The following is a 19,771-nucleotide window of genomic DNA, read 5'->3' as shown; positions in this document are numbered from 1 at the left end:
CATTCAGTTCTGCGCGACCCGAACCGGCTTCTCGGCCTCGACCGAAGCGAAGTCATTCTTCGCGCGCTCAAGCCAGTTAGCGTAAACCTCCGGTGAGACAACTTTGACCACGATGGGCATATAGGCGTGGTTGGTGCCGCACAGCTCCGAACATTGGCCGAAGTACACGCCCTCGTTATCGGCCTTAAACCACAATTGCGCGATCCGGCCCGGCACGGCGTCCTGCTTCACGGCAAAGGCGGGCACGGTCCAGCTGTGGATCACGTCGGCGCCGGTGACCTGCACCACGATCGTCTTGCCTGCCGGCACGACCATCGCGTTGTCGGCCGCGAGAAGGTATTCGTCGGGCGCGTAACCGTGATCTTCCAGCTCGTCCTTGGTGAGCATGATCGAATCGAAGACGATCCCCTCATCGGGGTATTCATAGCCCCAGTACCACTGATAACCGGTCACCTTCACGGTGATGTCGCCCTCGGGGATCTCCTGCTGGTTCCACAGCGCGGGAAGCGAGAAGGCACCGATCGCCACGAGGATCAGGATCGGAACGAAGGTCCAGGTGATCTCGAGCGGGGTGTTGTGGGTGAAACGGCGCGGATTGGGATTCGCGCGGCTGTTGAAGCGCAGCAGCGAATAGATGATCAGCGCGAAGACGAAAACGCAGATCGCGGCGATGATCACGAGAAGCATGTGATCGAGCCATTGCTGGTCTTCGGCAAGGTTCGAAGAGGCTGGCTGGAACCCCGTTCCGCCCAGATGCGGCTTACCGATCACCGGCAGCCCCTTGATCATGTCCTGAGCCGCGGCTTGCCCGGCGATAAACATCGTCAGCGAAGCCGACGTGACAGCGGCCGCGAAACCGCGGCTGGTGCTTGCTTTAAGCATTCTTGTCTCCCTCTTGCGGCTCTCCCAGCCGCCAACGCGGGGTTTCGGCTCTCCCAAACCGGTGCCCCCGTTGTGTATTTCCGATTAAAGATCATATTTGTGGGGCGCCGCAAGCAAAAGCTGCGACATTCTGTCACTTTTATATCCGCCGATTGGAGAGCCGATGAGCCAGACCGACCGTTTTGCCCCTTTCGAGGAGAAGCTCGATCAGGAGCGCGCCCTGCATTTGCTGCGCGAGGCGACGGCCGGAGCGGAGGATGGCGAGCTTTTTCTCGAACAGCGCCGCTCGGAGGCGCTGGTCTTCGATGACGGTCGGGTCAAGACGGCCTCCTATGATGCGTCCGAGGGATTCGGGCTGCGCGCGGTAAAGGGGGAGGTCGCGGGCTATGCCCATTCGACCGACATTTCCGAAGCGGCCCTGAAGCGCGCGGTCGATACGGCGCGGCTTGCCGTGGGCGATGGTGGCGGCATGATGGCGCCTCCGCCTCAGGGCACGAACCGACATCTATATAGTGATGCCGATCCGGTCTCTGACACGCCCTTCGCCGCGAAGATCGACATTCTGCGCGAAATCGACGCCTTCACCCGCGATCTCGATCCGCGCGTCGTGCAGGTCTCGGCGTCGATGGCGGCGAGTCTGCAGGAGGTTTTCATCCTGCGCCCCGAGGGCGGGCTGGTCTCGGATATTCGTCCGATGGCGCGGGTGAATATCTCGGTGATCGTCGAGGAGAACGGTCGTCGCGAATCGGGCGGGCATGGCGGCGGCGGGCGCTTCGGTCTCGCCGGGCTGATCGATCCCGACCATTGGAAGCCCGTTGCGCGCGAGGCGCTGCGCATCGCACTGGTGAACCTGCGCGCCGAACCTGCGCCTGCGGGCGTGATGGATGTGGTATTGGGCCCGGGCTGGCCGGGTGTCTTGCTGCACGAGGCTGTGGGTCACGGGCTCGAGGGCGACTTCAATCGCAAGAAATCCTCGGCCTTCGCGGGACTGATGGGGCAACAGGTGGCCGCCAAAGGCGTGACCGTGCTGGATGACGGCACGATCCCCGATCGGCGGGGCTCGATCACCATCGACGATGAGGGCACGCCGTCCGGGAAGAACGTGCTGATCGAGGACGGGATTCTCGTGGGCTACATGCAGGACCGCCAGAACGCGCGCCTGATGGGGGTGACGCCTACCGGCAACGGGCGGCGCGAGAGCTTTGCCCATGCGCCGATGCCCCGCATGACCAACACCTACATGCTGGGCGGCGATGCCGAGCCCGAGGCAATCCTCGCCGATCTGAAAGACGGCATCTATGCCGTCGGTTTCGGCGGCGGTCAGGTCGACATCACCAACGGCAAGTTCGTCTTCAACTGCACCGAGGCGTATCGCGTGAAGAACGGCGTCGTGGGCGCACCCGTGAAGGGCGCGACCCTGATCGGCGACGGGCCAACGGCGATGCGCCAGATCCGTGCGATCGGCAATGACATGGCGCTCGATCCCGGTATCGGCAATTGCGGCAAGGCAGGCCAGTGGGTGCCGGTCGGCGTGGGTCAACCGACATTGATGATCGGCGGGCTGACTGTCGGGGGCTCAGCCGCGCGCTGAGCCTCACGGCACGCCAGTAATCGCAATTGAAAGATTTTTTCTCCAAAACCGCGAAAATTTTCCCAAAAACGCGCACAACCCGAGGTTTAGTAACCTCTTGTTAACACTAATGGGCGCATAAAGGTCTCGCGATTGAGGCGGAGGGCTGGATGGAAACAGATTTGTTTTCTTACCCCACCCCCTTCACCCCACCCACCACGGAAGAAGATGAACTGTCGGTTCTCCGTCTCATTCGCTCGCGTCGCGTGGGGCCGACGACTTTCCACCGATTGATTGGCGAACATGGGTCGGCCCGGGCCGCTCTCGAGGCCTTGCCCGAGGTTGCGCGTGCCGCCGGCGTGTCCGATTACGCAACCTGTACCGAGGCGCAGGCACGAGCCGAGCTGAAAGCGGGGAAGCGGGCAGGCGCGCGGCTGATCTGTTTCGGCGCAGCGGATTATCCCGAGAACCTTTCAGGCATCGACGACGCGCCCCCGGTTCTCTGGGCGCTTGGCCGGACCGAGCTTCTCACCCGGCCGATGGTGGCGATCGTGGGCGCGCGCAACGCCTCATCGCTGGGTCTGCGCATGGCCCGCAAACTGGCCGAGGGTTTGGGCGAGGCGGGCATCTGCGTGGTCTCGGGACTTGCACGCGGGATCGACGCCGCCGCGCATGAGGCGGCGCTGGCCAGCGGCACGATCGGGGTGCAGGCGGGCGGCATCGACGTGATCTACCCGCCGGAAAACACCGATCTCGCCCGCCAGATGGCCGAAACCGGGCTGCGGCTGAGCGAGGCATCTCCCGGCATACAGCCGCAAGCGCGTCATTTTCCGGCGCGCAACCGGATCATTTCGGGGCTCTCGGCGGGCGTGGTCGTCGTGGAAGCGGCACCGAAATCAGGCAGCCTGATCACCGCGCGCGATGCGCTCGATCAGGGACGCGAGGTGATGGCCGTGCCCGGTCACCCGATGGACGGACGCGCGGGCGGGTGCAACCTGCTGATCCGGGACGGCGCGGTTCTGGTGCGCGGGGCCGAGGATGTGCTTGCCGCGCTCGATGCCGTTCGGATGCCCGAAAAAGAGAAACCTGCCTCCGGCTGCATGCCCCCCGAACCACTCCCGCGCTCTGCTCCTTCCGAGGCAGCACTGGCTGCGAAAATCCTTGACCGGCTCGGCCCCTCCCCCACCGCCGAGGACCAGGTGATCCGCGATCTCGGGCTTGGGGCGGCGGCGTTTTCGCGCGCCCTGACCGCGCTCGAGATCGAGGGGCGGATCGAACGTCATCGCGGCGGGATGATCTCGCGCCTCGCCTGATTCCGGTGGTTTCCCTCAGGGTCAGCACGCATTGACAATCCCCCCCAAACCCCCACATGTTCCGCGCCCAGACCCTTTGACTGTTGAATTGTGAGGACCTTATGGCCGTTGTCGTCGTCGAATCCCCTGCCAAGGCAAAGACGATCAACAAGTATCTGGGGTCCGATTACACGGTTCTCGCCTCCTTCGGCCACGTCCGCGACCTGCCTCCGAAAGACGGATCGGTCGATCCCGAGCACGATTTCGCGATGAAATGGGAAGTCGCGAGCGACTCGAAAAAGCACATCAAGGCGATCACCGACGCGCTCAAGGATGACGACACGCTGATCCTCGCCACCGACCCCGATCGCGAGGGCGAAGCGATCTCGTGGCACCTGCAGGAAGCGCTGGAGAAGAAGCTCAAGGGCAAGAACGTCTCCCGCGTGACTTTCAACGCGATCACCAAATCCGCGATCCTCGAAGCGATGAAGCATCCGCGCGAGGTCGATGCCCCGCTGGTGGAGGCCTACCTGGCCCGCCGCGCGCTGGATTACCTCGTGGGCTTCAACCTCTCGCCGGTGCTGTGGCGCAAGCTGCCCGGCGCGAAATCCGCCGGCCGCGTGCAGTCGGTCTGCCTGCGCCTCATCGTCGAGCGCGAGATGGAGATCGAGGCCTTCAAGGCGCGCGAATATTGGTCGGTGACGGCCGTGCTGACGACCCCGCGCGGGCAGGAATATGAAGCCCGCCTTTCGGTGCTCGGCGGCAAGAAGCTCGAAAAATACGATATCCCGGACGCGACCACCGCCGAGATGGCGGTGCAGGCGGTGACCTCGCGCGATCTGACCGTCACCTCGGTCGAGGCGAAACCCGCCTCGCGCAATCCCTACCCGCCCTTCATGACCTCGACGCTGCAACAGGAAGCAAGCCGCAAGTTCGGCTTTGGCGCGCGGGCCACGATGTCGGCGGCGCAGCGGCTCTACGAGGCCGGGCACATCACCTATATGCGGACCGATGGCATCGACATGGCCCCCGAGGCGGTGATGTCGGCGCGCGATGCGATCAAGGACAAATTCGGCGAGCAATACCTGCCCAAGTCCCCGCGCATGTACAAGAACAAGGCCAAGAACGCTCAGGAAGCGCACGAATGTATCCGCCCCACGGATATGTCGAAATCGCCCGACCGGCTGAAACTGCCCGACGATCAGTGGAAACTCTACGATCTGATCTGGAAGCGCACGATCGCGTCCCAGATGGAAGCGGCGCGCTTCGAGCGCACGACCGTTCTCGTGGGCTCCGCCGATGAACAGGTCGAACTGCGCGCGACCGGTTCGGTCGTGACCTTCGATGGCTTCCTCAAGGTCTATGACCAGGGCCGCGACGACGACGAGGGCGAGGACAGCAACCGCCTGCCCCAGATCATGGAAGGCGAAGAGGCCAAGAAGGGCCAGATCACGCCCGAGCAGCACTTCACCCAGCCGCCGCCGCGCTACACCGAAGCGACGCTGGTCAAGCGGATGGAAGAGCTCGGCATCGGGCGGCCCTCGACCTATGCCTCGATCGTCACGACGATTCAGGATCGCGGCTATGTGCGCAAAGACAAGAACCGCCTGATCCCGGAAGATACCGGGCGGCTGGTGACGGCGTTCCTGTCGAACTACTTCAAGCGCTATGTCGAATACGATTTCACCGCCGATCTCGAAGACCAGCTCGACGACATCTCGGCGGGCGATCGCGACTACAAGGAAGTGCTCAAGCGGTTCTGGCGCGATTTCTCGGCGGCACTGGAAGAGACCTCGGAACTGCGCATCACCGAGGTGCTCGACAAGATCGATGAAGTGCTCGCGCCGCATCTTTACCCGCCGCGCCCGGACGGCTCGGACCCGCGCATCTGCCCGCTTTGCGGCAACGGCAAGCTGCATCTGAAAACGGCGCGCTCGGGCGGGGCGTTCATTGGTTGCGGCAATTACCCTGAATGCCGTTTCACCCGGCCTCTGTCGGCGCCCGATGGCGATGACGAGGTGCAGGCGCTCGACGGCAAGGTGCTGGGCTATGACGAAGGTCAGGCGATCACCCTGCGCGTGGGCCGCTTCGGGCCTTATGTGCAAAAGGGCGAGCCCACCGAGGACCAACCCAAACCCCCGCGCGCCTCGCTGCCCAAGGGGTGGAAACCCGAAGAGATCGATCTCGAGAAGGCGCTGATGCTCCTGAGCTTGCCGCGCGAGATCGGCCCGCACCCTGACGATGGCGAGTTGGTCGAAGCCGGAATCGGCCGCTACGGCCCCTATGTGAAGCACGGCCGCATCTACGCGAACCTGCCGGAAGTCGATGAGGTCTTCACCATCGGCATGAACCGTGCGGTCGAGGTGATCGCCCAGAAAGCCGCCAAGGGCGCCGGGCGCGGCGCTGCCGCGAAACCGCTCAAGGAGCTCGGCGAGCATCCCGAGGGCGGCCCCGTGCAGGTCATGCCGGGGCGTTACGGGCCTTATGTCAAATGGGGCAAGGTCAACGCGACCCTGCCCAAGGACATGGAACCCGAAGCGGTCACGATGGAAGACGCACTTCCGCTGATCGAGGCGAAGGCGGCGAAGAAGGGCGGGGCAAAGAAGAAGGCCGCGCCGAAGAAGGCGGCCGCAAAGAAACCTGCGGCCAAGAAGACCGCCGCGAAGAAGGCACCCGCCAGGAAAACCACCAAGAAGACCGACGAAGAATAGGGCGCCCGCGCCCCTCTTCCTCTTGGAAAGAAATATCCCGGGGGGCTCGCATCGCGAGCGGGGGCAGAGCCCCCTGTTCGGCCATCATTCTTCACCCTACGGCGACGGGGCAGAGCCACACTCTATTTGTCGCCCTCCTTCGACGGGGGCAGCGCCCCCTCCCCAGCGTGAAGTTTGCCCCCGCGATCCGCTCTCGCCGCATTGCAGCAATTGACTCCCCTCGCCCCGCGCGCCATCCTCGCGCGCATCTGAGCGGAGGACATTCATGAACAAGGTTTACGGTTCTGCGAAAGAGGCTCTTGACGGGCTTCTGTTCGACGGAATGCTGATCGCGGCCGGGGGCTTCGGGCTTTGCGGCATCCCTGAGCTTTGCATCGACGCGCTCGTCGAAAGCGGAGTGAAAGACATCACCATCGCGTCCAACAACTGTGGTGTGGACGGGTTCGGTCTGGGCAAGCTGCTCGACACGAAGCAGATCAAGAAGATGATGAGCTCCTATGTGGGCGAGAACGCGGAATTCATGCGCCAGTACCTTTCGGGCGAACTGGAGCTGGAATTCAACCCGCAGGGCACGCTGGCCGAGCGCATGCGCGCCGCCGGTCACGGCATCCCGGGCTTCTACACCAAGACCGGCGTGGGCACCGTGATCGCCGAGGGCAAGGAACATAAAGAGTTCAACGGCGAGACCTATATCCTCGAGGAAGGGATCTTCGCCGATGTCTCGATCGTCAAGGCGTGGAAAGCCGACGAGAGCGGCAACGCGATCTTCCGCAAGACCGCGCGCAACTTCAACCCGCCCGCGGCCATGTGCGGCAAGGTCTGCGTGATGGAGGTCGAGGAAATCGTACCGACCGGGTCGCTCGATCCCGACTGCATCCACCTGCCGGGCATCTATGTCCACCGTCTGATCCAGGGCGAGCACGAGAAGCGCATCGAACAGCGCACCGTGCGCCCGCGCAGCGATCACAGCAACACGCCTGCGGGCACGGGGGAGGAAGTCTGATGGCCTGGGACCGCAACCAGATGGCGGCACGCGCCGCCAAGGAACTTCAGGACGGCACCTATGTGAACCTCGGGATCGGTATCCCGACGCTCGTGCCGAACTTCATCCCCGAGGGCGTCACCGTGACGCTGCAATCGGAGAACGGCATGCTCGGCATGGGCCCCTTCCCCTATGAGGGCGAGGAAGACCCCGACCTGATCAACGCTGGCAAGCAGACGATCACCGAACTGCCCCAGACCGCCTATTTCGACAGCGCGACCAGCTTCGGCATGATCCGCGGCGGCAAGATCGCGATGGCGATCCTGGGCGCGATGGAAGTGGCCGAGAATGGCGATCTGGCGAACTGGATGATCCCCGGCAAGCTCGTGAAGGGCATGGGCGGCGCGATGGATCTCGTGGCCGGTGTCGGCCGCGTCGTCGTCGTGATGGATCACACCAACAAGCATGGCGAGAGCAAGGTTCTCAAGGCCTGCACACTGCCGCTGACCGGCACAGGCGTCGTCAACCGCATCATCACCAATCTCGGTGTGCTCGATGTGGTCGAGGGCGGGCTGAAGCTCGTCGAACTGGCCGATGGCGTCACTGAGGAAGACCTGCGCGCCGCGACCGAGGCGACGATCGTCAACTGATCGACCCGGTTTCAGAATTGCGAAGGGCGGCTCTCGGGCCGCCCTTTTTCATCCCTTGATGCGGAACACGCAGCCATCCGTCATCAGCTGTGGTGGCGTCACACAGAGCCCGCGCGCCACGTTCCATGCGGCCAGAACCTTCGGCACGTAATCGCGGGTCTCGGCGAAGGGCGGTACGCCGTCGTTCTTCTTCACCGCGTTCTCGCCCGAGTTATAGGCCGCGATCACCATCAGCGGATCGCGATTGAATTCCTTCATCAGCCAGTCGAGATAGGTCACCCCGCCTGCGATGTTCTGTGCCGGATCCTTGCTGTCGGCGACATCGAAGCGCTCGGCCGTCGCCGGGATCAGCTGCATCAGCCCGACCGCGCCGGCATGGCTGACGGCATCATGGCGACCGCCGGATTCGACCGAGATCATGGCGAGCACCAGCGCGGGCGAAACCTCGGTGCCGATCGTCGACCTGAGAATATCCGTGCCATGCACCTTCGCGATCTTCGCCAGCGTCTCTAGCCGCGGTGCGCCCACCTGCGTGCCCTTCGGCCCTTGGGTGAGGGCTGCCAGAGCGAGGTCAAGCCGTCCTGCGCGATCTTCCAGACGCGGTGACACCTTGTTCCAATACCAAGCGTAATGCGCCGAGCGCACCGGCTTGTCCGCCCCCGCCGATCCTGTCGCAGCAGGTTTGCGCGTAACGGGCTGCCAGGGCTCCTTGGCCATGGCGGCAAGTTCACGCTTCTGCTCTTCGGGATCGATCTGGATGGTGATGAAGCGCTTCGTCCCCGGCGCGGGCGGTTTGATCGTCTTGGGCTTGAAAGTCGATGGCTCCGGCGCGGCGATCTCCGCCCAGCCCGGCGCGGCCAATCCGGCCGACAATAGCGTCACGATGACTGCCCGTCTCAAGCGCATCCGCGCCACCTGCTCACTGCCTCTTGCGGTTCTGTCGTCCGCTTTGACGCCTTTATCCCCGAAATTCGTGCGATTTTCCAGAAAATCCGTGCGGGAATCCTCCGCGATTCGGGAATTGATTCGTATTTCTCGGTGGAAAAAGCGAAATCGAGCGTCGCCGGTTGATTTTTATATTTTTTATTTTCAATGATTTAGGTGGAAGGCATCAGGCCTTGGCAATTTTCCTGAAATCGCCGCGCGCCTGCCCAAATCGCGCCACGATCCGGGGGCCTTATATGCTCATACCGCGAGACGGAGAACGGCAGTCAACGCCAACCAGAGACGCGGGGCAGAGAACCGAACCCAAGGAGAGACACCATGATGAAATTCTTCAAAATCAAGAAGTTCCACGACGAAGAAGACGGCGCTGTGACCGTTGACTGGGTTGTGCTGACCGCTGCTGTTGTTGGCCTCGGCGCCGCTGCGCTGGCTCTGGTCCGCACCAACACCAAGGTCCTCGTGGACAAAATCGGCGGCTACCTGTCGACCGCCAAAGTCGAAACGACCTTCGACAGCGGCTCGACGACCCCCGACACGCCGTAATCTGGCACGTGTTGTGAATGCAAGCGGGGCCGCACGTGAATGTGCGGCCCTTGCTCTTTTTCAGGACACCAGCCGATCGAAGCGACGGGCTCTCCAGGGAACGTGATGGGCGCCACTAGCCCGAACGTTTCCCTTAACCAAGCCCGCAATCCGTTCGCGAAACTGTCAAAGTTTGGCCATTTTGATGGGCTACGTCTTTGAGAAATTGGGTCTGTATCAAATTGAGAGAGGACGCGAGACCATGATCAAATTCCTGCAGGCACTGCGCAACATGCGCAAGGATGAAGACGGCGCTGTGACCGTCGACTGGGTCGTTCTGACCGCAGCCGTCGTTTCGTTCGGAATGCTCGTCGGTGCTGTTATCTGGGGCCAGACAGGTGGCCTCTCCAAAACCATCGCCGACTATCTCGGCACGACAGAGGTCGCGACGACCTTCGCTGCGGGCGAAAGCCTCTAAACGGAAACAATTTCCCCCACGACGCCATTTTATTGCCCTTTTTGCCTGCGATAGAGCATGTCACCCGCCGGCATTGTGTCCGGAATGAAAACGGAAGGAAAAGACGATGCGACTGATGTTCGCCCTGTTTCTCGTCGCCGGGATCGGCCTTGCCGTGGTGGCCGTGATCATGGCGCAAGGCCAGATCGCGCAGTTCCAGGCAGAGCGCGACCATCTTGTGGCGATGCAGAAGAACGCACCGCGCCTCGCCAATGTCGTCGTCGTCAAGAAGCCTCTCAAATACGGAGAGCGGTTCACCGCGCAGGATCTCGCGGTGATCAAGGTTCAGGCAAGTGCGCTGCCGCAAGGCACCTACTCGCAGATCGTTGCCAAAGCGGGCACGCCGGAAGCCGAAAAGGCGGTTTTCGTCGAGGGTGAAGCCCGCCCGCGCGCCACCATGCGGTCGCTTTCGGCCAATGAATATGTGCTGAGCTCGCGCGTGACCAAGCCCGGTACCGATGCCGGCATCCTTGCGAGCCTGCAACCCAACCGCCGTGCCTTCACCATCCAGGTAAACGTCGCCAGCGGCGTCTCGGGCTTCCTGCGCCCCGGCGATATGGTCGACGTCTACTGGTCGGGAGCGATCAATGACGAGCCGGTGACGAAGCTGATCGAAGCGAACCTGAAACTCATCGCAATTGACCAGAATGCCGATCCCGACCGCTCCGCCGAGACCCAGATCGCGCGCACCGTCACCGCCGAAGTCAGCCCCGAGCAGGTCGCGGCCCTGACGCTCGCGCAGAACACGGGACGCCTGACTCTCTCTCTCGTGGGCGCCCATGATACCGACCAGGTCGGCGCGATCGAGATCGACCGCAACCAGCTCCTCGGGATCCAGAGAGAGCAGGTTCGGCAGGTCGAAAAAGCCAAGGTCTGCACGATCAAGACCCGCAGAGGCAGCGAGATCATCGAAACACCGATCCCCTGCACAAACTAAGCAAATGACACATTTTCAACTATTTGCACGGGGCCTCACGGGGCCCCGTTGCTCGTTTGCGACAGGTTTTCCACATCAGAAACTCTCGCCAATCCATTGATTATTGCAAAAAAACCGGTCTTGGGGCATGCTCCGCAAAACAATGGACGCAATCTGTCCCATAAGCAGGCAAAAAGACCTGTGGCGAGGCGTGATCGGAGAGGCAGGGTCACAATGAGACTGAAATCTATCGTAGGGGCCTGCCTTCTTGGCATGGCACTGAGCACCACAATATTCGCGCCGGGGCACGCGGAAACGCTTCGAATAATGTCGGGCACCGCGCAGGCTCCCCTGCATGTTCCGATGAACCGCGCCGTCGTGGTGGAAAGCGACACGCCCTTTGCGGAGCTTTCGATCGCCAACCCCGGCATCGCGGACATCCAGACGCTTTCGGACCGCTCGATCTACGTGCTGGGCAAACTGCCCGGCCGCACGACGCTGACGATCCTCGGAGCGGACGGCAAGCTGATCTCGAACGTCGACGTGCAGGTCACGCCCGACGTGGCTGAGTTCAAGGAACGTCTCAAGCAAATCCTTCCGGGCGAGAATATCGACGTGCGGACCGCCAATGACGGGATCGTCCTTTCTGGCACCGTTTCCTCGGCACAAAAGCTCGATCGCGCGCTCGATCTGGCGAACCGCTACGCACCCGACCGGGTCTCGAACCTGATGATGGTCGCGGGAACCCAGCAGGTGATGCTGAAAGTGCGCTTCGCGGAAATGCAGCGCTCTGTCGCCAAGAGCCTCGCCTCCTCGCTCGCCGTTCGCGGCGCTGGCGGCAATCTCAATGGCGTCGGCGCAACCGGCAACTTCACCGCAAACGGTGCGGTTGAGAACGCCTTCGACTCTACGGGAAGCACCTACCCGATCGCAGGCGACAAGGGCGCGATCGGTCTGGGCTTCACCGCGGGCAACCTTCAATTCGCAGTGCTTCTGGAAGCCCTGGAATCGAAAGGCGTCGTGCGCACACTGGCCGAGCCGAACCTGACCGCGCTTTCCGGCCAGCAGGCGGATTTCCTCGCCGGTGGCGAATACCCGATCCCGGTGCTCAAGGACAACTCGGTCTCGATCCAGTACAAGCCCTTCGGCGTGGAACTGGCCTTCACCCCGCGCGTCGTGGATGGCGACGTGATCAACCTCGAGATCGCGGCTGCGGTCTCGGCGATCGACACCACCGTCTCGATGAGCCAGGGCGGCTTCACGGTCAACGCCTTCAAGAAACGCTCGACCTCGACCACCGTCGAGATGCGTGACGGCGAGAGCTTCGCGATCGCGGGCCTTCTGCAGGACGACTTCACCGATCTCAACGATCAGATCCCGTGGCTCGGCGATGTGCCGGTGCTCGGTGCGCTCTTCCGCTCTGCCGATTACCAGCGCAAGCAATCGGAGCTCGTGATCATCGTGACCCCGCATCTTGTGTCGCCGGTCAAGGGCGAGGCGCTTGCCCTGCCGACCGATCGTCTGAAACTGCCCACCGAGTCCGAACTCTTCCTCTATGGCAAGACCGCCGGAGGCCTGAGCGCACCGACCAAGCCCACGAGGGGCCCGGCCGCCGAGGTCGCCAAGCAGGACTTCTCGGGCTCCTATGGCTACGTGATGGAGTGAGAGAGATGATGGGTCAGGCGAACAAGCTGCGCAGCTCGGCAATCCTTCTTACTGCGGCACTGGCGTTGGCCGGTTGCTCGGAAGGTGCCAAGATCCTCCATTCCGAAGCGGGCTCCAACATGGACGGCACCGCGAATTTCGGAGCCACCATCGCGCACAACACCGCGCTGATGAGCGGGGATGAGAGCTTCGCGATCAACATGACGCGCAAATTCGCGGCGGATGTGCCGAACACGGTCCATTTCGCTTTCAACTCCTCGGTGCTCGATGCTCAGGCGCAGCGCGTGCTGATGCTGCAAGCCGACTGGATCAGGCAATTCCCCGAGGTACGGTTCCGCGTCTACGGCCACACCGACCTCGTGGGCAGCAATGCCTATAACAAGGCCCTTGGCCTGCGTCGCGCCCGTACAGTGGTGAACTTCCTCGTCGCCCAGGGCATCTCGCGCTCGCGCCTCGAGGCGGTCGTTTCCTACGGCGAAACGCAGCCCCTGGTCTACACCCAGGCGCCGAACGAGCAGAATCGCCGGACGGTGACCGAGGTGTCCGGGATCGTGCGCGGTGGCAAAGCGATCCCGCTCGACGGAAAATATGCCCGCGTCGTCTATCGCGAGTATGTGCGCTCCGCCTCGGTGATGCCGCTGACGACGGTGAACGAAGGCACACCGGGCGGCTAAGTCCCGAACGAGTGATCGCGGTTTCGCGACAATCGACATTAACAAACGGCGGGCTTGATAAACAAAGCCCGCCGTTTCTCTTTATCGTCGCTCAAAACCTCACAATTGAAACAGTCTGGCCCCAATCTCGCCCAGATTCCTGCCCAGATTGATCCCCGGCAGAAAAGGTGTGACGCCGAGTCATACTTGACCTGCGGCGCATGAGAGGGCGCGATCCCCGGCGACCGTGGGCCCAGGAAACGAAGGACAGAGGCTAATGAGTGCAGCAGCAATGATGACGACAGAGCCGGCGCCAATCCAGGCCTGCACGGTTTCGCGCGACGTCTCGAATTTCGATCTGCTGATCGAGGATATGGAAACCGAGCTCGGCGAAAGCTGGGGGGACCTCACCTTTGACGAGGCTGTGATCTTTCTCGGACAACCCGACGCCTCGAAACTCGAATTCATCGCGATCGCCGTGGATGGTGAGGACGAGGACGAGCTCACCAAGATCTCGGGCATCATCACCGAGGCGAAGGAGCGCAATATCCGCGTCATCCTGATCGCCGAGGAAGTCAGCCCGATCGCCCTGCACCAGCTGCTGCGTCTCGGCGCGGATGATTTCGTGCCCTATCCGCTGCCCGAAGGCGCGCTGCACGATGCGATCGAGCGTCTGGGCCAGGCGGCGGTTCCCGACCTTCCGGTGCGCAGCCACGCGCCGGTGATGACCAATACCGGTGGCCGCGACGGTGTCGTGCTCGCAGTTCACGGGCTCTCGGGCGGCGTGGGCGCCACGACTTTCGCGGTCAACCTCGCTTGGGAACTCGCGACGGCCCATGACGGCAAGAAGAAGGAAACGCGCCCCTCCCCGCGCGTCTGCCTGCTCGATCTCGACCTGCAATTCGGCAGCACCGCCACCTATCTCGATCTGCCGCGCCGCGAATTGATCTACGAACTGCTCAGCGACACCGAGCACATGGATGGCGAAAGCTTCAAGCAGGCACTCCTGAGCTTCAACGACAAGGTGGACGTGCTCACCGCCCCCGCCGACATGCTTCCCCTCGACCTGATCTCGGGAGAAGACGTAGAGCGCCTGATCGACATGGCGCGGTCGCATTTCGACTTCGTCGTGATCGACATGCCCTCGACCGTCGTGAGCTGGACCGAGACCGTGCTCAACAAGGCACAGCTCTATTTCGGGCTTCTCGAAATGGACATGCGCTCGGCTCAGAACGTGTTGCGTCTGGTGCGGGCGCTCAAGGCCGAGGGCCTGCCGACCGAGAAGCTTCGCTACGTGCTCAACCGCGCGCCGAAATTTACCGACCTCAACGGAAAGGCTCGCGTGAAGCGCCTCGCCGAGAGCCTCGACATCTCGATCGAACTGATGATGTCGGATGGCGGCAAGCTCATCACCCAGGCGAATGACCATGGCCTGCCGCTGGCGCTGTCATCGCCGAAAATTCCGCTGCGCAAGGAAATCCAGAAACTCGCCGGCTCTCTCGTCGAACTTGGCGAGTCGATCGAAGTCGCGGCCTGAGCCGAAAGGACCCCGGACTGATGTTTTCGCGCTACAAGAAACAGCCCGCCAAACCCGGAAACGGCGCGGTCAGCACAGCCGCCGCGCCCGCAGCCCCGCCGCCGATCGACGCCGCGCCGAAGACGGCAGTGCATCGGAAGCCCTTGCCGCAAAAGGCTCCGGCTGACGCTGCCGCCGCCGACAAGGAGCGTAAGCGCAAGGAGCGGATGCAGGAACTCAAGGTCGAGCTGCACAAGCGCCTCCTTGAGAATCTCAACCTCGCCGCGCTCGAACATGCGTCCGAGAAAGAGCTGAAGACCGAGATCGCCGATATCACCGCCGAGGCGATGTCGGAGATGGCGGTTGCGCTCAACAGCCAGGACCGGCAGGCGCTGCATCAGGAACTCTATGACGAAGTGATGGGGCTCGGGCCTCTCGAGCCGCTTCTGAAGGACGAGACCGTGAACGATATTCTCGTGAACGGCCCCAACCAGATCTTCGTGGAACGCGCCGGCAAACTGCAACTGAGCGACATCACCTTCAAGGATGAGCGCCACCTGCTGCGCATCATCGACAAGATCGTGTCGGCCGTGGGTCGTCGCGTCGACGAATCGAACCCCTATGTCGACGCCCGTCTGGCCGATGGCTCTCGTTTCAACGCGATGGTGCCGCCAATCGCGGTCGATGGCTCGCTCGTCTCGATTCGTAAATTCAAGAAGGACAAGCTCGGGATCGACGATCTCGTGCAGTTCGGGGCCTTCACCGAGGAAATGGCCGCCTATCTTCAGGCCGCCGTCGCCACCCGCCTCAACGTGATCGTCTCGGGCGGGACGGGCTCGGGTAAGACGACGACGCTCAACGCGCTGTCGAGCTTCATCGACAACTCCGAACGCATCCTGACGATCGAGGACACAGCGGAACTTCAGCTTCAGCAGACCCATGTGGGCCGGATGGAAAGCCGCCCGCCGAACGTCGAAGGCAAGGGAGCGGTCACTCAGCGCGACTGTCTTCGCAACGCGCTGCGGATGCGTCCCGACCGTATCATCGTCGGCGAAACGCGCGGCGAGGAAGTCATCGACATGCTTCAGGCCATGAACACCGGCCACGACGGCTCGATGACCACCATTCACGCGAACTCCGCGCGCGACGGTATCGCACGTCTGGAGAACATGATCTCGATGGCCGGGATCGAAATGCCGATGAAGGCGATGCGCTCGCAGATCGCCTCGGCTGTGAACCTGATCGTGCAGGCCTCGCGTCTGCAGGACGGCTCGCGCCGCATGGTCTCGATCACCGAGATCACCGGCATGGAAGGCGACGTGATCTCGATGCAGGAAGTGTTCCGCTACGAGCGTCTGGGCCTTGCCCCTGACGGAAAGATCATCGGTCGCTTCACCGCGACCGGCGTGCGCTCGCATTATTCCGATCGCTTCCGCCAGTGGGGCTATGACCTGCCGGCCTCGATCTACGAACCCGTGCAGGACTAAGGAGACACCAAATGGCGACGCCCGTCATCTACCTGCTGATCTTCATCGCAGTCCTGCTGCTGGTCGAGGGCATGTACTTGCTCTTCTTCGGCAAGTCGATCTCGCTCAACAAGCGCGTGAACCGCCGCCTCGAAATGCTCAACAAGGGCGAGCGACGCGAGGAAGTGCTCGAACGCCTCCGCAAGGAAGCGACGCAGCACACCGAGGCCCGGACCATCCCTCTTTATTCGCTGCTCGCGACCAAGGCTCAGAAAGCCAATATCGCCTTCTCGCCCATCGCGCTGATCGCGATCATGGCGTTTGCCAGCTTCGTCGCCTTCGTGGCGCTCAGCCTGACCTCGGAGGCAGGCATCTATATCCGCATCGCGCTCGCGCTCGGAATGGGTGTCGGCGGTGTCTATTTCTGGGTGAACAACAAGGCCAAGAAGCGCATGGCGCTGATGGAAGAGCAACTGCCCGATGCGGTGGAACTGATGGTGCGCAGCTTGCGCGTCGGTCACCCGCTGGCGTCCGCGATCCAGGCTGTTGCGCGCGAGATCCCCGATCCGCTGGGCTCCGAATTCGGCATCATCGCCGACGAGGCCGCCTATGGCCGTAACGTCTCCGAGGCGATCTCGGAAATGGCCGAGCGCCTCGATATGCAGGACATGCGCTTCCTCGCGGTGTCGGTCTCGATCCAGCAGACCTCGGGCGGCAACCTCGCAGAGGTGCTCGATGGCCTCTCGAAGGTGATCCGGTCGCGCTTCCGCCTGTTCCGCCGGGTGAGCGCCATCACTGCAGAACCGCGCTGGTCGGGCATCTTCCTGTCGGCCTTCCCGATTGCGGTGCTCGTGATCATCCAGGTCATCTCGCCGCATTATTACGACGACGTGAAAGAAACGACGGCTTTCATTCCCGCCGCCATCGTCGTCTTCGCCCTGCTCGGCGCGAACATGATCTTCATGAAGGTCATGACAACCATCAAGGTTTGAGGAGTCTTTCATGGATCTCTCCGCCATCAACACCCTGCTGATCGATACGCTTGGGCCGATGGGTCCGATGATCGCGCTCGCCGGTCTGGGCTTTCTGTTCGTGCTGGCCGCGCTTCCGGCGCTGCTGAAAAAGCGCGCCGACCCGCTTGAGCGTCTGCGCGGGGGCGCGCCGCGTCACCACCAGCAAAGTCAGGCGAAGAACGAAGGGAACCGCCAGAAACTGCGCGATGGCAGTTCGGACAAGCTCGAGAAATATGCCGCCTTCCTCGAGCCCAAGAATGCCGACGAGATGTCGGAATCGAAGAAATGGCTCCAGAGCGCCGGCTATCGCGGAACCAACGCCGTGCGAACCTTCCACGCGATCCAGTTCGCGATGGGGCTGGGGCTGCTCACGCTGGGTTCGCTCTATGTGGTGATCACCAACACGACCGCCCCCGAGGGTCAGCAAATGGGCACGATCGGGACGATCATGGCCGTGCTGCTGCCCGGCGCGATCGGTTACTACGCTCCGAAATACTGGGTCAACAAGCGCGTCAAGGCGCGCACCGCCGAGATCCAGAACGGCTTTCCCGACGCGCTCGACATGCTGCTCGTCTGCGTGGAAGCCGGTCAGTCGCTCGACCAGGGGATCATCCGAGTCTCCAAGGAACTGCACAATTCCTACCCCTCGCTGGCCGAGGAATTCGCGATGGTCGCCCATGAGATCAAGGCCGGCCTGAACAAATCCGACGTGCTGCGTCGCTTCGGCGAGCGTTCGGGGGTGGCCGATGTCGCGAGCTTCGTGACCGTGATGATCCAGTCGCAGCAATTCGGCACCTCGATCGCCGAGGCGCTGCGCCTCTATGCCGCCGACATGCGCGACAAGCGGATCATGCGCGCCGAAGAGGCCGCCAACAAGATCCCGACCAAGATGACGCTCGGCACGATGATGTTCACGGTGCCGCCTCTCCTGATCATCCTTGTCGGCCCCTCGATCCATGATATGCTTGAGAACTTCAAGAATATGGGCATGTAACCCGATGATCCGACCGCGACGCGGCCATCTCTGGGCCGCTCTGCTCCTGCTGAGCCAGGCCGCTTGTTCCACAGGCGGCCTTTCGGCTGAGAAAGGCGGTCTATTCGCACCCGGCGCCAAGCCGGATGCAAAGGCTGTCGACGGGCTTCTCGTCGGCCATCGTCTGATGGAAGCGGGCGAGTACGAGCTTGCCCTCGAAGCCTATTACCGGGCCGCGGCCGAACATGGCGCGACGGCGGAAGTGCTGTCGGGGATCGGTTCGGCCGATCTGAAACTGGGCCGTCTCAACCAGGCCGAACAGATGCTGCGCCGCGCGATCGAACAGGACGAAACCTTCGTTCCCGCGTGGAACAATCTCGGCGTGGTGCTGATGGAGCGCGGTAAATATGCCGAGGCCTCGCGCGTCTTCCAGACCGCCTTCGCGCTTGACAGTGGCCAATCGGACTCGATCCGGCAAAACCTGCGACTGGCGCTCGCAAAATTGGAAAAACCGGGTTACTCTGCTCCGCAGGACAGTCAGTTCAAGCTCGTCAGGAAGGGTGCCGGTGAATACCTGCTTCTGACGCAGCACTGAGGCTCGAGCAAAAAGGACGCAGCAATATGCGCCACCCGATCTTTCTGGCAGCCCTCGCGGGCTGTGCGATGACTCTCTCCGGCTGCATGGGCAACAGCAGCGATGCCGAGGTCGCCCGCGCGATGAAAAGCGTGAACGCGGTCGACGAGTCGAACCTTTCCGACATCATGCTGACCGTGGGCGATCCTGACGAAGCCGTCGCCTATTTCCAGCGCACCGCCGCCGAGAACCCCGATCGGATCGACATCCGCCGCGGCCTTGCGAAGTCTCTGGTGCGCGCCGACAAGCCGGTACAGGCAGTGAAGGCATGGGAACAGGTACTCGCCCTGCCGGGCGCGACGAATGATGATCGGGTCTCGATGGCCGATGCCCAGATCCGCGCCAATGACTGGGCCGGGGCGAAGAAGACACTCAGTTCGATCCCGCCAACGCACGAAACCTACGACCGCTACCGCCTCGAGGCTATGGTCGCCGACAGCGAGAAACAATGGAACAAGGCCGACAGCTTCTATGAGACCGCCTCCGGTCTGACCACCAAACCTTCGGGCATCTACAACAATTGGGGCTTCTCGAAGCTGACGCGCGGCGATGCCGCCGGGGCAGAAAAGCTCTTCAAGGAAGCGCTGACCTACGATCCGCATCGCTTCACCACGAAGAACAACCTCGTGCTCGCCCGCGCAAGCCAGGGCAAATACGAGCTGCCGGTGATCGAGATGACCCAGGCGGAACGCGCGCAGCTGCTCTACACGGCGGCGCTCGCGGCGATCAAGCGTGGCGACGTCACCATGGGCAAGTCGCTGCTTCAGGATGCAATCGACACCAACCCGCAATATTTCGCCGAGGCGGACCGCGCCCTCAAGGCGCTTGATGCCGGGCCCGGGGCGACGGTGAAAGGCTGACGCA

Annotated in this window: 18 protein-coding genes; 16 read left to right on the top strand and 2 right to left on the bottom strand. The window is 62.6% G+C overall.

Features of this window, described 5'->3' with window-relative positions; translation table 11 throughout:
- Positions 1 to 3 precede the first annotated feature (3 nt).
- Positions 4 to 822, bottom strand: a complete 819-nt coding sequence (gene coxB, locus BMI90_RS10575) for a cytochrome c oxidase subunit II (protein WP_093470140.1) — start codon at positions 820 to 822, stop codon at positions 4 to 6.
- A gap of 223 nt (positions 823 to 1,045) precedes the next feature.
- Here coxB and tldD point away from each other — a divergent pair, with 223 nt between their 5' ends.
- From tldD to BMI90_RS10550, 5 genes are all read left to right on the top strand, one after another.
- Entirely contained in the window at positions 1,046 to 2,473 is a 1,428-nt protein-coding gene (gene tldD, locus BMI90_RS10570; RefSeq protein WP_078529187.1) for a metalloprotease TldD, read from the top strand.
- A gap of 149 nt (positions 2,474 to 2,622) precedes the next feature.
- Entirely contained in the window at positions 2,623 to 3,765 is a 1,143-nt protein-coding gene (gene dprA / locus BMI90_RS10565) for a DNA-processing protein DprA (protein ID WP_078529185.1), read from the top strand.
- A 101-nt stretch (positions 3,766 to 3,866) separates the two neighbouring features.
- Entirely contained in the window at positions 3,867 to 6,455 is a 2,589-nt protein-coding gene (gene topA, locus BMI90_RS10560) for a type I DNA topoisomerase (RefSeq protein WP_078529183.1), read from the top strand.
- A 265-nt stretch (positions 6,456 to 6,720) separates the two neighbouring features.
- A complete protein-coding gene (locus BMI90_RS10555) occupies positions 6,721 to 7,458 on the top strand; it encodes a CoA transferase subunit A (RefSeq protein WP_038074879.1) in 738 nt (245 codons plus the stop codon).
- Positions 7,458 to 8,087: a CoA transferase subunit B gene (locus tag BMI90_RS10550; protein WP_078529181.1), complete on the top strand. Its 630-nt coding sequence runs from the start codon at positions 7,458 to 7,460 to the stop codon at positions 8,085 to 8,087. Before BMI90_RS10555 ends, BMI90_RS10550 begins: the two co-directional genes overlap by 1 nt.
- Positions 8,088 to 8,135: 48 nt before the next feature.
- Here the strand turns inward: BMI90_RS10550 and BMI90_RS10545 are convergent, their stop codons facing one another.
- Positions 8,136 to 8,993, bottom strand: coding sequence for a lytic transglycosylase domain-containing protein (locus tag BMI90_RS10545; RefSeq protein WP_078529179.1), 858 nt, complete (start codon positions 8,991 to 8,993; stop codon positions 8,136 to 8,138).
- 357 nt (positions 8,994 to 9,350) lie between these two features.
- Here BMI90_RS10545 and BMI90_RS10540 point away from each other — a divergent pair, with 357 nt between their 5' ends.
- From BMI90_RS10540 to BMI90_RS10490, 11 genes are all read left to right on the top strand, one after another.
- A complete protein-coding gene (locus tag BMI90_RS10540) occupies positions 9,351 to 9,575 on the top strand; it encodes a hypothetical protein (protein ID WP_078529177.1) in 225 nt (74 codons plus the stop codon).
- 241 nt (positions 9,576 to 9,816) lie between these two features.
- On the top strand, positions 9,817 to 10,032 hold the full coding sequence (locus BMI90_RS10535; protein WP_168172756.1) for a hypothetical protein: 216 nt from the start codon (positions 9,817 to 9,819) through the stop codon (positions 10,030 to 10,032).
- 106 nt (positions 10,033 to 10,138) lie between these two features.
- The gene (gene cpaB / locus BMI90_RS10530) at positions 10,139 to 11,008 is read left to right on the top strand and encodes a Flp pilus assembly protein CpaB (RefSeq protein WP_078529175.1); all 870 of its coding nucleotides are present in this window, start codon (positions 10,139 to 10,141) and stop codon (positions 11,006 to 11,008) included.
- Between the two features lie 213 nt (positions 11,009 to 11,221).
- Positions 11,222 to 12,652 carry a type II and III secretion system protein family protein gene (locus tag BMI90_RS10525; protein ID WP_078529173.1) on the top strand — a complete coding sequence of 477 codons (1,431 nt, stop codon included), beginning with the start codon at positions 11,222 to 11,224 and terminating at the stop codon, positions 12,650 to 12,652.
- A gap of 5 nt (positions 12,653 to 12,657) precedes the next feature.
- Entirely contained in the window at positions 12,658 to 13,326 is a 669-nt protein-coding gene (locus BMI90_RS10520; RefSeq protein WP_078529171.1) for an OmpA family protein, read from the top strand.
- 256 nt (positions 13,327 to 13,582) lie between these two features.
- Positions 13,583 to 14,842: an AAA family ATPase gene (locus tag BMI90_RS10515; RefSeq protein ID WP_078529169.1), complete on the top strand. Its 1,260-nt coding sequence runs from the start codon at positions 13,583 to 13,585 to the stop codon at positions 14,840 to 14,842.
- A 20-nt stretch (positions 14,843 to 14,862) separates the two neighbouring features.
- Positions 14,863 to 16,308, top strand: a complete 1,446-nt coding sequence (locus tag BMI90_RS10510) for a CpaF family protein (protein ID WP_078529167.1) — start codon at positions 14,863 to 14,865, stop codon at positions 16,306 to 16,308.
- 11 nt (positions 16,309 to 16,319) lie between these two features.
- Positions 16,320 to 17,279: a type II secretion system F family protein gene (locus BMI90_RS10505; protein ID WP_078529165.1), complete on the top strand. Its 960-nt coding sequence runs from the start codon at positions 16,320 to 16,322 to the stop codon at positions 17,277 to 17,279.
- 10 nt (positions 17,280 to 17,289) lie between these two features.
- Positions 17,290 to 18,294 (top strand): type II secretion system F family protein, encoded by a 1,005-nt coding sequence (locus BMI90_RS10500; protein WP_078529163.1) that lies wholly within the window; start codon positions 17,290 to 17,292, stop codon positions 18,292 to 18,294.
- Between the two features lie 4 nt (positions 18,295 to 18,298).
- Positions 18,299 to 18,868, top strand: coding sequence for a tetratricopeptide repeat protein (locus BMI90_RS10495; RefSeq protein ID WP_078529161.1), 570 nt, complete (start codon positions 18,299 to 18,301; stop codon positions 18,866 to 18,868).
- Positions 18,869 to 18,894: 26 nt separating this feature from the next.
- Entirely contained in the window at positions 18,895 to 19,767 is an 873-nt protein-coding gene (locus BMI90_RS10490) for a tetratricopeptide repeat protein (RefSeq protein ID WP_078529159.1), read from the top strand.
- Positions 19,768 to 19,771: the final 4 nt, after the last annotated feature.

The organism is Thioclava sp. L04-15 (genome assembly GCF_002020275.1).
Lineage (GTDB): Bacteria > Pseudomonadota > Alphaproteobacteria > Rhodobacterales > Rhodobacteraceae > Thioclava > Thioclava marina.
This window is presented reverse-complemented; position numbering and strand designations above follow the sequence as displayed.

Bases quoted from the DNA above. Each gene is read 5' to 3' on its own strand.
- BMI90_RS10505 (WP_078529165.1), top strand. From the start codon at position 16,320: ATGGCGACGCCCGTCATCTACCTGCTGATCTTCATCGCAGTCCTGCTG.
- topA (WP_078529183.1), top strand. From the start codon at position 3,867: ATGGCCGTTGTCGTCGTCGAATCCCCTGCCAAGGCAAAGACGATCAAC.
- BMI90_RS10510 (WP_078529167.1), top strand. From the start codon at position 14,863: ATGTTTTCGCGCTACAAGAAACAGCCCGCCAAACCCGGAAACGGCGCG.
- BMI90_RS10495 (WP_078529161.1), top strand. From the start codon at position 18,299: ATGATCCGACCGCGACGCGGCCATCTCTGGGCCGCTCTGCTCCTGCTG.
- BMI90_RS10545 (WP_078529179.1), bottom strand. From the start codon at position 8,993: ATGCGCTTGAGACGGGCAGTCATCGTGACGCTATTGTCGGCCGGATTG.
- BMI90_RS10500 (WP_078529163.1), top strand. From the start codon at position 17,290: ATGGATCTCTCCGCCATCAACACCCTGCTGATCGATACGCTTGGGCCG.
- BMI90_RS10535 (WP_168172756.1), top strand. From the start codon at position 9,817: ATGATCAAATTCCTGCAGGCACTGCGCAACATGCGCAAGGATGAAGAC.
- BMI90_RS10540 (WP_078529177.1), top strand. From the start codon at position 9,351: ATGATGAAATTCTTCAAAATCAAGAAGTTCCACGACGAAGAAGACGGC.
- coxB (WP_093470140.1), bottom strand. From the start codon at position 822: ATGTTTATCGCCGGGCAAGCCGCGGCTCAGGACATGATCAAGGGGCTG.
- BMI90_RS10550 (WP_078529181.1), top strand. From the start codon at position 7,458: ATGGCCTGGGACCGCAACCAGATGGCGGCACGCGCCGCCAAGGAACTT.
- cpaB (WP_078529175.1), top strand. From the start codon at position 10,139: ATGCGACTGATGTTCGCCCTGTTTCTCGTCGCCGGGATCGGCCTTGCC.
- dprA (WP_078529185.1), top strand. From the start codon at position 2,623: ATGGAAACAGATTTGTTTTCTTACCCCACCCCCTTCACCCCACCCACC.
- BMI90_RS10515 (WP_078529169.1), top strand. From the start codon at position 13,583: ATGAGTGCAGCAGCAATGATGACGACAGAGCCGGCGCCAATCCAGGCC.
- BMI90_RS10520 (WP_078529171.1), top strand. From the start codon at position 12,658: ATGATGGGTCAGGCGAACAAGCTGCGCAGCTCGGCAATCCTTCTTACT.
- BMI90_RS10490 (WP_078529159.1), top strand. From the start codon at position 18,895: ATGCGCCACCCGATCTTTCTGGCAGCCCTCGCGGGCTGTGCGATGACT.
- BMI90_RS10555 (WP_038074879.1), top strand. From the start codon at position 6,721: ATGAACAAGGTTTACGGTTCTGCGAAAGAGGCTCTTGACGGGCTTCTG.
- BMI90_RS10525 (WP_078529173.1), top strand. From the start codon at position 11,222: ATGAGACTGAAATCTATCGTAGGGGCCTGCCTTCTTGGCATGGCACTG.
- tldD (WP_078529187.1), top strand. From the start codon at position 1,046: ATGAGCCAGACCGACCGTTTTGCCCCTTTCGAGGAGAAGCTCGATCAG.